Raw genomic sequence first — 13,261 nt, forward strand, 5'->3', positions numbered from 1 at the left:
CGGATGTATACATCCGAAGCATTGCCATCAAGGCCGCACCTGCCCGGTGCCCCGCCCGATCCATTTGTACGTCGTCAGCCCCTCCAGCGCGACCGGCCCGCGCGCATGCAGGCGACCGGTGGCGATGCCGATCTCCGCGCCCAGACCGAACTCGCCGCCGTCGGCGAACTGTGTGGAGGCATTCCACAGCACGATCGCGCTGTCGACAGCAGCGAGGAAGCGCTCCGCGACGGCGGCGTCCTCGGCGATGATCGCGTCGGTGTGGTGCGACCCGTGGCGGGCGATGTGCGCGATCGCCGCATCGAGCCCGTCGACGAACGTCGCCGATGCGATCGCTTCGAGATATTCGGTGTCCCAGTCGGCCTCGTCTGCCGGTGCGAGCCCGGGGATCAGCTCGTGAAGCGAGCCGCCCGCACGCACCTCGCAGCCCGCCGCCGACAGCGCGGCGACCAGCGCCTCGGCGTGGTCGTAGCCGCGATCGATCAGCAGCGTCTCCATCGCACCGCAGACGCCGGTGCGGCGCATCTTGGCGTTGACGACGATCCGCTCCGCCATCGCCTGATCGGCGGAGGCGTGGACGAAGATGTGGTTGATCCCGTCGAGATGCGCGAGCACCGGCACCCGCGCCTCGGCCTGGACGCGCGCGACGAGGCTCTTGCCGCCGCGCGGCACGATCATGTCGATCAACCCCTCCGCCGTCAGCATCGCGCCGACCACGGCGCGATCCGTCACGGGCACGAGTTGCGCCGCATCGGCGGGCAGGCCGCTTTCGGTGAGCCCGGCCGCGAAGATCGCGTGGATCGCGCGGTTGCTCTCGATCGCTTCGGAACCACCGCGCAGGATGACGGCATTGCCCGAGGCGATGCACAAAGCCGCCGCGTCGGCGGTGACGTTGGGCCGGCTCTCGTAGATGATGCCGATCACCCCGATCGGCACGCGTACCCGCGACAGTGCGAGGCCATTGGGCCGCTCGGCGCTGTCGATCACGCCGCCGACCGGATCGGCGAGCCCCGCCACCGCCGCGACGCCGTCGGCCATGCCCGCGATCCGCTTCGCATCGAGCCGCAACCGGTCGAGCATCGCGTTCGACAGCCCCGCCGCCTCGGCGCGCGCCATGTCGCGGGCGTTGGCCGCCTCGATCTCCGCGCTGCCCGCGCGCAGCAGCTCGGCGATGCGGCGCAGCGCAGCCTGCTTGGTCGCGCTCGGCGCGGCGGCGAGCGTGGTGGCGGCGGTACGGGCGCGGGCGCCGAGATCGGCCACCAGCGTCTTCGGAATGGAGGTCTGTTCGGTCATGACGGCGGCGGTGCTATCACGACACCGCCCGGCTGTGAACCGCGACGGCTTCACCCGCCCCGCCGTGCCGGTTAAGCGGGGGCGGCAACGGCGACGGGACAGCGCATGATTATCGGTATCGATCTCGGCACCACCAACAGCGCGTGCGCGGTGTGGAAGGATGGCGCGGCGACGCTGATCCCCAACCGACTTGGGCAGACGCTCACTCCGTCCGCCGTCAGCATCGATGCGGATGGCGCGGTGCTGGTCGGGGTCGCCGCGCGCGACCGGCAGGCGAGCCACCCGGACGCGACCGTCACCGCGTTCAAGCGCTATATGGGCACCAGGCGCACCACCCGGCTCGGCGGGCGCGATTACAGCGCGGAGGAACTGTCCGCGCTGGTGCTGCGCAGCCTGAAGGAAGATGCCGAGACGTTCCTGGGCGAACCCGTCACCGAGGCGGTCATCACCGTGCCGGCCTATTTCAACGATCAGCAGCGCAAGGCCACCCACCGCGCGGGCGAACTGGCGGGCCTCAGGGTCGAGCGGCTCATCAACGAACCCACCGCCGCCGCGCTCGCCTATGGCATCCACAATCTCGATGCGGAGGCGCGCTTCTTCGTGTTCGATCTTGGCGGCGGCACGTTCGACGTGTCGATCGTCGAGATTTTCGAAGGGATCATCGAGGTGCGCGCCTCGACCGGCGACAACCAGCTCGGCGGCGAGGATTTTAACGAGGTGCTGATCGCGTTGATGCGCGAGCGTTTCGCCAAGGAATGGGGTGAGGCGGGGCGTGAGGACCGGCTCTACCAGCGCTTACGCGAACAGGCCGAGCGCACGCGCCGCGCGCTGAGCGGAGCGGCCTCCGCGACCATGCGCGTGGTGTGGCAGGACACCGCTTTTGAGATGGAGATCGACGCCGCCACCTTCGAGGCGCAGGCCGCCCCGCTGGTCGAGCGCCTGCGCGATCCGGTGCTGCGCGCGCTGCGCGACAGCAACCTGCGGCCCGAGGCACTGTCCGACATCATCTTGATCGGCGGGGCGACGCGGATGCCGCCGGTGCGGCGCGCGGTCGCGCGGATGTTCGGGCGCTTCCCCAATGCGACGATCAACCCGGACGAGGCGGTCGCGCTCGGCGCCGCCGTGCAGGCCGGATTGAAGGCGCGCGACGCCGCGCTCAAGGAAGTCGTCGTCACCGACGTGTGCCCCTATTCGCTCGGCGTCAACGTCAGCCGGCCGCTGCCGGGCGGCGGGTTCGAACACGGCATCTTCGCGCCCGTGCTCGAACGCAATACCGTGATCCCGGCCAGCCGCGTGCACGGTTTCCAGACGCTCGCCGACAATCAGGCCGAGGTCGTGTTCGGCATCTATCAGGGCGAAGCGCGGCTGGTGCGCGACAATGTCGAGATCGGCAAGACCAAGGTGAAGGTGCCGCGCGGCCCCGCCGGGCAACGCATGGAGGTGCGCTTCTCCTACGATGTCAGCGGGCTGCTCGAAGTCGACATCGTGGTGGAGCAGACCGGCGAGCGCACCAGCCTCGTCATCAACGACGAGTCGGTCGGCGACGACGCCCGGATCGCCGAGCGCCGCGCGCTGCTCGCCGGGCTCAAGACGCATCCGCGCGACGAGGAGCGCAATCGCGCGGCGCTGGCGCGCGGCGAGAAATGTTTCGAGAACTTCCTCGGCGACGATCGCGCAGCGGTCGATCACCTGATCGCCGTGTTCCAGCAGGCGCTCGACCGGCAGGATCCGCGCGAGGCCGAACAGGCGCGCGAGGCCTTCCACGCAGCACTCGACCGGCTCGAGGGCGAGCGCTTCCTGTGAGCATCTGGAGCGTCATCGGCGTGGCGCCCGGGAGCGACCGCGACACGATCCGGCGCGGCTATGCGCGGCAGTTGCGCGCGACCAACCCCGAGGACGATCCCGAAGGCTTCAAGCAGCTCCGCGCCGCCTATGAAACCGCGCTCGCCTACGCCGACAGCGCGGCGGCATGGGCCGACGACGATGATGACGAGGATGCGCCGGAGGGCGCGGTGTCGCTGACGTTCAGCGAAGCCGAACTGTTCAGCATCGTCGGGCAAGCCGAAGACGGCGAACCGGCACCCCCCGCTCCCCGCTTCCACAGCGCCCCGTCCGAGGAAGCCGCCGACGCCCCGCCGCCGGACGACCTCGCGGGCATCTTCGCCGAACGCGATGCCGAGATCGCGCGGCTCAACGATCTGCTTGGCGCGCTCGATCGGGGGTTGCGTGGGCCGTGGACCAGCGACGCCGCCGTGCGCGAGACGTTGGCGGCCATCCTCGCGCTGCCGGTGATGGGTGAGATCACCGTCCATGCCGACGTCGAACGGATCGTCGCCGAGCTTCTTGCCGACACGATCCCGCGCAGCGATGCGGTGCTGCTCGAAGCCGCGACCGCGTTCGGTTGGTCGGAGGAACGGCGCGGCGCGGCAGCGTACCCGGTCGCGGCGGTGCTCGCGCGGCTCGACGAATGGCGGCTGATCGCGACGATCGACCGTGACAGGCACCCGCTCCGCCCCGCGTGGCGCAGCCTCACGCGGCCACCGGGCCGCTCTTGGCTGTGGCGGCTCGCCGCGCTGCGACCGGGGCTGGAGAGCGGCGTCGCCACCTTGCTCGGCGCGCGCGGGCCGATCGCGCCGGGGCTGGCCTATTCGTTCAAGGCCGAGTCGGTGGCCCGCTGGCAGCGCCTGCTCGCCCGGCCGCACTGGACGCTCGGCATGTTCGCCGCGATTCCGGCGGCACTTCTGCTCAGCCTCATGCTCGCAGACGGGTTCGACGGATTCGCGCCCGGTTTATACCCGTGGGCGAACTGGGCGATCGATCTCGCCATCCTGCTCAGCCCGATCGCGCCGTATCTCGCGCGCCGGTGGCGAATGCATTGGGCCGAGCGGCCGCACCCCGAGTGGCTGGCGGACGGCTGGCCGATCGGACCGGCGGTGGTACTGGCGGGAGCGATCCTGCTGCCGACATCGCAGGCGGCGCTGTTCGGCCTCTCGCTCGCGACCGGGCTCGCGTGGGTTTGGATGGCGGTGGCGGGCGGCTCCGCCACGATCGAGGCGGTGCGCGCGCGGCTGGTCGCGAGCATCATCCCCGGCATCGGCGGTGCGCTGTTCGGGGGCGGCTGGGCGGTCGCGACGCTCGATCCGATCCACCGTGGCGCGCTCGCCCTGGTGTTCGCGCTGGGCGCGACGATCCTGTTCGGGCCGCTGACGCAGGCCGGCGCGCTGCTTGCCCGCGTGCCGCGCTGGCGCGCCGGGTTCGCGGTGCCGGCGGTGCTGGCGCTCGCCGCGATCAGCTACGGCGCGGCGCAGTTGCTCGGCATCGCGGCCGCACCGTTCTACGCGGCGGCGCTGACGCTGGTGGGCGGTCTGCTGATCGTCGCGGCGGCGCAGATCGCCGGGGTGCGCGGCAACCGCGAGCATCTCGCGCTGCGCCTGCTCAAGATGGCGCTGGTCGCCTGGTTCGTGTTCGCCGCGATCGTTTCGCTTGATGACCGGCCCGCATCGATCGTGGTGCCCGCAGACGCGCCCGCTGTGCCGATGACCTGACGCGCGCCGCTTTTGCGGCTAGGGCGGCGCGATGACGACACACACCTACGACGCGATCATCCTCGGCGCTGGCGCGGCCGGGCTGATGTGCGCGGCCACCGCCGGGCAACGCGGGGCACGCGTGCTGCTGATCGACCATGCCGATGCGGTGGGCAAGAAGATCCTGATCTCGGGCGGGGGGCGGTGCAATTTCACCAACCTCCACACCGCGCCCGACCGCTACCTCTCGGCCAACCCGCATTTCGCCAAATCGGCGCTGGGGCGCTATACGGCGGCCGACTTCCTCGCGCTGGTCGAGGCCTATGGCATCGCCTGGCACGAGAAGACGCTCGGGCAATTGTTCTGCGACGGTTCGGCCAAGCAGATCGTCGCGATGTTGCAGGAGGAGTGCGACAAGGCGCACGTCACGCAATGGCTAGGCGAGCCGATCGGCGAGATCGGCCACGCCGATGGCCGCTACAACGTCCGCATCGGCACGCGCACCGCGACCGCGCCGGCGCTGGTGATCGCGACCGGCGGCCCGTCCATCCCGCAGATGGGCGCGACCGGCTTCGCCTATGATCTGGCGCGGCGCTTCGGGCTGAAGGTGGTCGAGCCGCGCCCCGCGTTGGTGCCGCTGACGCTGGGCGGCGAGGAGACCCTGTTCCGCACGCTGTCGGGGGTGGCGACCGAAGTTATCGCCAAAGCCGGCAAGACCGTTTTCCGCGAGGCGGCACTGTTCACGCACAAGGGGCTGTCCGGCCCGGCGATCCTGCAAATCTCCTCCTATTGGCGGCATGGCGAGAGCGTCGGCATCGACTTCCTGCCCGCGCTGGCGAGCGGCTGGCTGGTCGCCGCCAAGCACGCCCGCCCGCGCGCGACGCTGTACGGCACGCTCGACAATCATCTGCCCGCGCGGCTCGCGGTGACGCTCGCCGACCGGCTCGATCTCGACGGCGAACTCGGCACCTTCACCGACAAGCGCGTCGCCGAGGCCGAACGGCAGCTCGCCGACTGGCGCTTCGCCCCCAACGGCACCGAAGGCTTCGCCAAGGCCGAGGTGACGGCGGGCGGCATCTCCACCGCAGACCTCTCCTCCAAGACGATGGCGGCGAAGAAGGCGCCCGGGCTCTATGCGATCGGCGAGGCGGTGGATGTGACCGGCTGGCTCGGCGGATATAACTTCCAATGGGCCTGGGCGAGCGGCTGGGCCGCCGGGCTGGCGATCGCGGAGAGCGTCTAGAGCGGTTTTCGATCAGTCTGCATCGTAGCCGCAGGCGGCGAAGTAGTTGGCACATTCCTGGGGCGAGTAGAGATCGAGGATGCGACCGATGGCGTTCCATAGGCCATGGACGGTCCGCTCGGCCGCTTTTCGCAGGTGCGCCTTCAGCTTGGAGAAGGCCTGCTCGATCGGGTTGAAGTCTGGGCTGTAGGGCGGGAGGAAGAGGAGCGTTGCGCCAACGCTTTCGATGGCGGCTCGCACGGCCGGCGCCTTGTGGCTCGACAGGTTGTCCATCACGACCACGTCACCGCGGCCGAGTTCCGGCACGAGCACGCGCGTGACGTAGGTGAGGAACGCATCGGCGTTCATTGGTCCGTCGAGCACCCAGGGTGCTACCATGCCCGTGCGGCGCAGGCCGGCGACGAAGGTCGTGGTCTTCCAATGTCCGAAGGGGGTGCCGGCGCGCAAGCGCTGGCCCCGCCGGCAGCGACCATGGCGCCGCGCCATGTTGGTAGACGCCCAGGTCTCGTCGATGAAGACCAGCTTGTCGGGGTCGAGATCGAGCTGGCCCTCGAACCACTCCTCGCGACGCTTCAGGACGTCGGGACGATCTTGCTCCGTCGCGTGGCCGGTCTTTTTTTGCGCGTGATCCCGTGGCGGGCGAAGAAGCGCCAGAGCGTGGCGATGCTGACGCTCACGCCACGCTCGGCCAGCATCCCACGAAGCTCTGCCAGCGTCGGATCCGGCTGCTGCTCGATCGCCTCCAGAATGAAGGCGGCATGGTCCTCAATCTTGGGACTTCGGCGATCACCGCCCTGCGGCTTGGCCGCCGGCGTGCCATGAGCGAGCACCAGCTGTCGCCAGCGGATCGCGCTTGCCGCGCTGACGCCGAACCGCTCTGCCGCCTGCCGGCAAGACACCCCGCTTTCGACAGCAGCGATGACACGATCCCGAAGATCACGCGATAACGCTCGGCCCATCCATCCCGGCCTCCTTCGCCAGCACGGATCGTGAATCAGAAAACGGGTGCCGTGTGAATCCCCAACGATTCAGCCCCGACGAAAACCGCTCTAGCCCGCGCATCCCGACCGACGTCGCTCGCTACGGGCGGTCGTTTACTCCGCAGCCACCATCGCCGGTCCGCGCGGGTGGCGCGGGCGCGCCGCCGCGCGCGTGCCGCTGTAGAACAGGCTCAGCACGGCTGAACGCTCGACCAGCGCGGCGATCGCGAGCGTCGTCGCCAGCGTGCCACTCGCGACAGCCACGAAGCCGATCGCGGGCGGCGTGCCGATCCGGTCGACGATCAGCGCCAGCCACACGATCACCGGCACATGGAACAGATACACCACGAACGACCCGCGCACGAGCCGGTCGGTGACGGGGCTCGGCCGGTCGAACCATTCCCGCGCGATCGCCACCACCACCTGCGTCGTCAGGATCGCGGTGAACGCCCCCACGAAGCGGTACAGCGGCGGCCAGCTCTGGTTGTAGAGCGCCAGCGATGCCGCCAGCGCCGCGACCGCCAGCAGGGCGACGGCAACCCGCCCGCGCCCCATCGCCGCCAGCGTGGCTGGCGCGCGCTGCAAGGCGAACCCCATCACGAACCACGGCAGCGCACCGAGCAGATCGTCGATGCGCAGGATCTCCTGCGGCAGCGTGGTGTTGAGATGCGCGGTGTAGAACAGCTCGATCGTCACCGCCTCGAACAGCCCGACCACCACGCCGAGCCCGAGCAGCAGCGCCAGCGGGTGCGCCGCGCACCACGCGTCGATTCGCGCGGGCACCCCGGCTGCGCGGAACGGGGGCCGCACATGCGCGAGCAGTGCCGCCGCGCCGCACAGATACAGCAGCACGACGATGAACCACAGGTGCCGCACCCAATATCCGCCCGAGGTGAGCGACAAGTGCCGGAACGACGCCAACGCCTCCGGCAGGGCGAAGTTGGACAGTTCGCAGCCGATGTTGAGCACCGGGATGATGGTGACGAGACTGGCGAGCAACGGAATGCCAAGCCGCGTCAGCCGCCCGCGAAACCAGGTCCGCGGCGGATATCGGGTGAGGCTCAGCGCGGCGAAATAGCCGGCGACCAGGAAGAAGGCCGGCATGCGGAACAGGTGGATCGCCTCCGCCACGTAATCGAGCACCGGCGAATGGTGCCGGGTCGCGACGATCCACCCGCCGGCCTGAAAGGCGAGCGCCGAATGATAGGGGATGCCGAGCAGCATCAACGCCGCGCGCAACGTGTCCCAATAATGCTGGCGCGCGCTCGGGCGGCGGGCTGATGCTGCGTCCATATGCCAGGATAACGGCAGTTCGGCTGAATGGCTCCCGAATGCGCACGCGGGAAACGCGTGCTTTCGCGCGGTTTGTCTGCTATGCGACCCCGCTCATCGCGCGACTGGCGCGTCCAGCATTCGGAAAATCATGCCCTTTACCCATCTTCCCGCGCTTCTTGGCGAAGCGCTCACCGCGCGTGGTTATGCCGCGCCGACCCCCGTTCAGGCCGCCGTCATCGCGCCGGAAGCCGATGGCCGCGACCTGATCGTCTCCGCGCAGACCGGCTCGGGCAAGACCGTCGCCTTCGGGCTCGCCATCGCGCCGCAGCTGCTGGGCGAAGACGGCACGCTGCCGCCCGCCCGCGCGCCGCTCGCGCTCGCCATCGCACCGACTCGCGAACTGGCGCTCCAGGTCAGCCGCGAACTCGAATGGCTTTACGGCAAGGCCGGTGCGCGCATTTCGACCTGCGTCGGCGGCATGGACGCCTCGCGCGAGCGCCGCAGCCTCGCGCACGGCGCGCACATCGTCGTCGGCACGCCCGGGCGCCTGCGCGACCATATCGAACGCGGCGCGCTCGACCTGTCCCAGCTCAAGGCGGCGATCCTCGACGAAGCCGACGAGATGCTCGACATGGGCTTCCGCGAGGATCTCGAACAGATCCTCGACGCAACGCCGGACGACCGCCGCACCCTGCTGTTCTCGGCGACGATGCCCAAGTCGATCGTCGCGCTCGCCAAGCGCTACCAGAAGGACGCTTTGCGCATCACCACCGTGGGCGAGGATCGCGGCCACGGCGACATCAGCTATCAGGCGGTCACCGTCGCGCCGGCCGACATCGAGAATGCGGTCGTCAACCTGCTGCGCCTCCACGAAGCGGAAACGGCGATCCTGTTCTGCGCGACGCGCGACAACGTCCGCCACCTCCACGCCGGGCTGATCGAGCGCGGTTTCTCGGCCGTGGCGCTGTCGGGCGAGCATAGCCAGAACGAGCGCAACGCCGCCTTGCAGGCGCTGCGCGACCAGCGTGCGCGCGTCTGCGTCGCCACCGACGTGGCGGCGCGCGGTATTGACCTTCCCACCGTCACGCTCGTCATCCATGTCGAGCTGCCGCGCGATGCCGAGACGCTCCAGCACCGTTCGGGCCGCACCGGCCGCGCGGGCAAGAAGGGCACCGCCGTGCTGATCGTGCCGTACCAGCGCAAGCGCCGCGTCGAGATGATGCTGCGCGGCGCGCGCATCGCGGTCGAATGGCTGCCGGTGCCGAGCGTGGACGACATCCGCAAGGCCGACCGCGAGCGGCTGATGACGCAACTGCTCGAACCCATAGAGGTCGATGAGGACGATCGCGCGCTCGCCGCCAAGCTGCTCGAGCAGAAGACTCCAGAGGAGATCGCCGCCGCACTGGTCCGCAGCTTCCGCGCGCGCATGCCAGCACCCGAGGAGATGCTGGCCGAAGGTCCGGCCGAACGCACGCCCGGCAAGGAGCATCACCGCGACGGCTTCGACGACGTGGTGTGGTTCCGCATGGACATCGGCCGCCGCCAGAACGCCGATCCGCGCTGGATCCTGCCGCTGATCTGCCGGCGCGGGCACATCACCAAGAACGAGGTCGGCGCGATTCGCATCGCCCCGAACGAGACCGCGTTCCAGATCCCGCGCGCGCTGGCGGGCAAGTTCCTCGCCTCGGTCAAGCGTACCGCGGGCGAGGAGGCGGAGGGCAACGTCCAGTTCGAACAGCTCGGCAGCGCGCCCGAACAGGCACCGCGCGGGCCGCGCCGCGCTAACGGTCCGGCACCTGTTCGCCACGCCGCCCGCCCGACCCTACGCAAGCGCCCGCAGCGTTAACCAACGCGTGCGGGCGGCGTCTTGCAATTGCGCCAAAGCACACTAGCGCCGCCCCCGCGCCGACGCTAAGCGACTCCTCATGCTGGCACCCAAACCCAAAGACTGGATCATGGCGATCGCCCCCTACGTACCGGGGCGATCGTCGGTCGATGGCGGCGCGAAGGCCGTCAAGCTCTCCTCCAACGAGAATGCACTCGGCACCAGCCCCAAGGCGGTCGCGGCGTTTGCGGCGCACAGCGGCGACCTCGCCCGCTACCCCGACGCCAGCGCGAGCGAGCTGCGCGCGGCGATCGGCGCGAAATACGATCTTGATCCCGATCGGATCATCTACGGCACCGGATCGGACGAAATCCTCCACCTGATCGCCGGCGCCTATGCGGGCCAGGGCGACGAGGTGATCCACGTCCGCTACGGCTTCGCGGTGTACGAGATCGCGACCCGCCGGGTCGGCGCGCTGCCGGTGATCGCACGCGACAAGGATTATGCGACCGACGTCGACGCGATCCTCGCCTGCATGACCAGCAAGACGCGAATCGTCTTCCTCGCCAATCCCAACAACCCCACCGGTACGTTCACGCCGCGTGGCGAGATCGCCCGCCTGCACGCCAACCTGCCCAACCGGGTGATGCTGGTGATCGACCAGGCCTATGCCGAATTCCTCGAGGCGGAGGACGACGACGGAGCGCTGGAGCTGGCGAAACACGCCTCGAACGTGATCGTGACGCGCACCTTCTCCAAGATCCACGGCCTTGCCGCCGAACGGATCGGCTGGGGCTATGGCTCGGCCGAAGCGGTGGCGGCGATGCACCGCATCCGCGCGCCGTTCTGCTGCACGATCGCCGGCCAGGCCGCTGCGATCGCGGCGGTGCAGGACGACGACTGGATGGCCAAGACGCGCGAGCACAACCGCGTGTGGCGCGCCTGGCTGACCGAGGAGATCGGCAAGCTGAGCGCGGCCAGCCTGCGCGTCGTGCCGAGCGAGGCGAACTTCCTGCTCGTGCTGTTCGAAGGCGCGCTGACGGCCGAGGTCGCCTACAACCAGTTGATGGAGCGCGGTTACATCGTGCGCTGGTTGCCCGGACAGGGGCTGGCGAATGGCCTCCGCATCACCATCGGCACCGAAGACGAGACGCGCGGCCTCGCGGCGGCGCTGCGGGATATCGTCGCGGGGGTGTAACCCGACCGGCTGGCACAGGCGCCGTCTAAGTGCGTGGGCCACATACCGATGCGCGCGGGATGCCCGGCACCAAGGGTGAGCGCGCAACAGCTCTCTGCCAAGGACGGGCCGTACTGGCGGCCCGGCCTGCGCCGGGCAATGCTTAGCCGACCGCGCGTTCGGTGCGGTTCCGGCCCAGCGCCTTGGCGCGGTACAGTGCCTCGTCGGCGCGGCTGAACAGCGCATCGATGGTCAGGTCTCGGCGCAGCGGCATCACCCCCGCGCTCATCGTGATCGAGAAGCAATCCTCGCCGGCGGGAATGTCCGTCTCCGCCAGCGTGTCGCGCAGCCGGTCGCAGATCGCCACCGCCGCCTGAGCCCCGCGCCCGGCGAACAACACCCCGAACTCCTCGCCGCCGATCCGACCGACCGCGTCGTCGGGGCGAAGGTTGGCGCGCAGCAGATCGGCGAGGGCGAGCAGCGCCGCGTCGCCGGTGGCATGGCCGTACAGATCGTTGACGAGCTTGAAATGGTCGAGATCGATCAGCGCGAGCGTGCCCGGCGGATCGTCGCCGCGCAGCCGTTCCTCGATGCGGCGGCGGAACGCACCGCGGTTGAGCAGCCCGGTCAGCGGATCGGTCGCGGCGGCGCGTTCCAGTTCCGCCTCGCGGCGCTTGTGCCCGCCCATGTCGCGGATGATCGAGACGATCGCGGTCGGTTTGCCCGCCCGGTCGACCACCACGCGGCTGTGCGATTCGAACCAGCCGACCACCCCGTCCGCGCGGGTGGCGCGGAACTCGAGCGCATAGGTCCGCTCGGGCGTGGTAAGACCGGCGCGATACACCGCGCGCACCCGCTCGCGGTCCTCGGCGTAGATCAGGTCGATCATGCTGCGCCCGATCAGCGTCTCGGGATCGTACAGCCCGATCTCGCGGATCGAGGGCGAGGCGAAGCGCACCGTGCCGTCGGGATCGAGCGTGAGCATGATGTCGGTGGCATTGTCGGCGAGCAGGCGGTAGCGCGCCTCGTTCTCCGCCAGCGCGTGGACCAGCCCCTCGCGCTGCGCCAGCAACGCGGCGATCGGCAGCGCGGTGACGAACAGCGCGGCAAGATAGAATTGGAAGAATTGCAGCCGCTCGGCCGCGTCGCCGTCGACCAGCATCACCGGCCCACGTCCGGCGAGCGTCAGCGCGCCGCCGATCGCGGCGACGATCGCCACGCTGGCGGCGGCACCCGCGCGCTGCAACGCGAAGGTTGCGATCACCACCGGCAGCACCGGCAGGAACAGCAGCGGCAAGTCGCTCTGCCAGAAGGTGGCGATGCTGGTGCCGGCAACGAGCAGCGCGACGCCCGCTGCAATCGCCACGCCGTGCGGACGCGCCAGCGGCGCCCATGCGCCCTCGTCGCGCCGCATCACCAGCGCGAGCGGCGTACCGATCAACAGCCCGAGGCCGTGGCCGATGATCCAGTCGAACCACAGCGACAGAAACGCGTGGTGATAGGTCGCCACGCCAAGCGCCGCGCCGGGCAGGCCGCACAGGATCGCGGCGAGGAGGCAGGCCGCCACGAACAGCGGCACCGTGCCGATGCTGCGGAACAGGGTGGCATTGACCCGCCAGTGCCACAGCAAAGCGGCGGCGAGGAAGGCTTCGCCGACATCGACCAGCGCGAACGGCATCGCGATCGGTTTCCAGCCGACCACCGCGAACACCACCCCGACCATGCCGAGCCAGGCCGCGACCGCAAGCGGCAGCCAGCGTCTTGGCGGCGTCCTGCACAGGATCGCCAGCAGCGGGCCGTTGGCCAGCCAGATCAGCGCGATGCCGTTGTTCAACCGGGTCAGCAACGCCGCCGCCGCGGTCAACGCCGCATAGAGCGCGAACGTCCAGAAGACGGACATGCCCGTCGCGCGCTGATCCCGGAGTGCCATGCGCCCGCGATAGC

Annotated in this window: 9 protein-coding genes; 5 read left to right on the forward strand and 4 right to left on the reverse strand. The window is 69.9% G+C overall.

Annotated elements, in window-relative coordinates:
* Positions 1-27: 27 nt before the first annotated feature.
* On the reverse strand, positions 28-1,293 hold the full coding sequence (locus AC3ANX_RS18905) for a glutamate-5-semialdehyde dehydrogenase (protein ID WP_488334767.1): 1,266 nt from the start codon (positions 1,291-1,293) through the stop codon (positions 28-30).
* Between the two features lie 105 nt (positions 1,294-1,398).
* Here AC3ANX_RS18905 and AC3ANX_RS18910 point away from each other — a divergent pair, with 105 nt between their 5' ends.
* From AC3ANX_RS18910 to AC3ANX_RS18920, 3 genes are read left to right on the forward strand one after another with little or no spacing between them, the layout of a single operon-like run.
* Positions 1,399-3,096: an Hsp70 family protein gene (locus tag AC3ANX_RS18910; RefSeq protein WP_488334768.1), complete on the forward strand. Its 1,698-nt coding sequence runs from the start codon at positions 1,399-1,401 to the stop codon at positions 3,094-3,096.
* Positions 3,093-4,838, forward strand: coding sequence for a J domain-containing protein (locus tag AC3ANX_RS18915; RefSeq protein WP_488334769.1), 1,746 nt, complete (start codon positions 3,093-3,095; stop codon positions 4,836-4,838). Before AC3ANX_RS18910 ends, AC3ANX_RS18915 begins: the two co-directional genes overlap by 4 nt.
* Before the next feature lie 31 nt (positions 4,839-4,869).
* Entirely contained in the window at positions 4,870-6,060 is a 1,191-nt protein-coding gene (locus AC3ANX_RS18920) for a BaiN/RdsA family NAD(P)/FAD-dependent oxidoreductase (protein WP_488334770.1), read from the forward strand.
* Positions 6,061-6,072: 12 nt separating this feature from the next.
* Here the strand turns inward: AC3ANX_RS18920 and AC3ANX_RS18925 are convergent.
* Positions 6,073-7,019, reverse strand: a protein-coding gene (locus AC3ANX_RS18925) for an IS630 family transposase (protein WP_488334485.1) whose coding sequence is annotated in 2 segments (ribosomal slippage) — positions 6,073-6,683 and positions 6,683-7,019 — 948 coding nt in all. Because the reading frame shifts where the segments join, the coding sequence is not laid out codon by codon here.
* Positions 7,020-7,154: 135 nt separating this feature from the next.
* A complete protein-coding gene (locus AC3ANX_RS18930; protein WP_488334771.1) occupies positions 7,155-8,333 on the reverse strand; it encodes an acyltransferase family protein in 1,179 nt (392 codons plus the stop codon).
* Positions 8,334-8,463: 130 nt separating this feature from the next.
* Between AC3ANX_RS18930 and AC3ANX_RS18935 the strand changes: the two genes are divergently transcribed.
* On the forward strand, positions 8,464-10,161 hold the full coding sequence (locus AC3ANX_RS18935; RefSeq protein WP_488334772.1) for a DEAD/DEAH box helicase: 1,698 nt from the start codon (positions 8,464-8,466) through the stop codon (positions 10,159-10,161).
* A gap of 79 nt (positions 10,162-10,240) precedes the next feature.
* Positions 10,241-11,338 (forward strand): histidinol-phosphate transaminase, encoded by a 1,098-nt coding sequence (hisC, locus tag AC3ANX_RS18940; protein WP_488334773.1) that lies wholly within the window; start codon positions 10,241-10,243, stop codon positions 11,336-11,338.
* 142 nt (positions 11,339-11,480) lie between these two features.
* Here the strand turns inward: hisC and AC3ANX_RS18945 are convergent, their stop codons facing one another.
* A complete protein-coding gene (locus AC3ANX_RS18945; protein WP_488334774.1) occupies positions 11,481-13,247 on the reverse strand; it encodes a sensor domain-containing diguanylate cyclase in 1,767 nt (588 codons plus the stop codon).
* Positions 13,248-13,261: the final 14 nt, after the last annotated feature.

The organism is Sphingomonas sp. BRN-1R (assembly GCF_057748035.1).

What these genes read in the sequence shown, in the direction of transcription:
- AC3ANX_RS18905 (WP_488334767.1), bottom strand. Translation starts at nt 1,293, where the DNA reads ATGACCGAACAGACCTCCATTCCGAAGACGCTGGTGGCCGATCTCGGC.
- AC3ANX_RS18910 (WP_488334768.1), top strand. Translation starts at nt 1,399, where the DNA reads ATGATTATCGGTATCGATCTCGGCACCACCAACAGCGCGTGCGCGGTG.
- AC3ANX_RS18920 (WP_488334770.1), top strand. Translation starts at nt 4,870, where the DNA reads ATGACGACACACACCTACGACGCGATCATCCTCGGCGCTGGCGCGGCC.
- AC3ANX_RS18930 (WP_488334771.1), bottom strand. Translation starts at nt 8,333, where the DNA reads ATGGACGCAGCATCAGCCCGCCGCCCGAGCGCGCGCCAGCATTATTGG.
- AC3ANX_RS18935 (WP_488334772.1), top strand. Translation starts at nt 8,464, where the DNA reads ATGCCCTTTACCCATCTTCCCGCGCTTCTTGGCGAAGCGCTCACCGCG.
- hisC (WP_488334773.1), top strand. Translation starts at nt 10,241, where the DNA reads ATGCTGGCACCCAAACCCAAAGACTGGATCATGGCGATCGCCCCCTAC.
- AC3ANX_RS18945 (WP_488334774.1), bottom strand. Translation starts at nt 13,247, where the DNA reads ATGGCACTCCGGGATCAGCGCGCGACGGGCATGTCCGTCTTCTGGACG.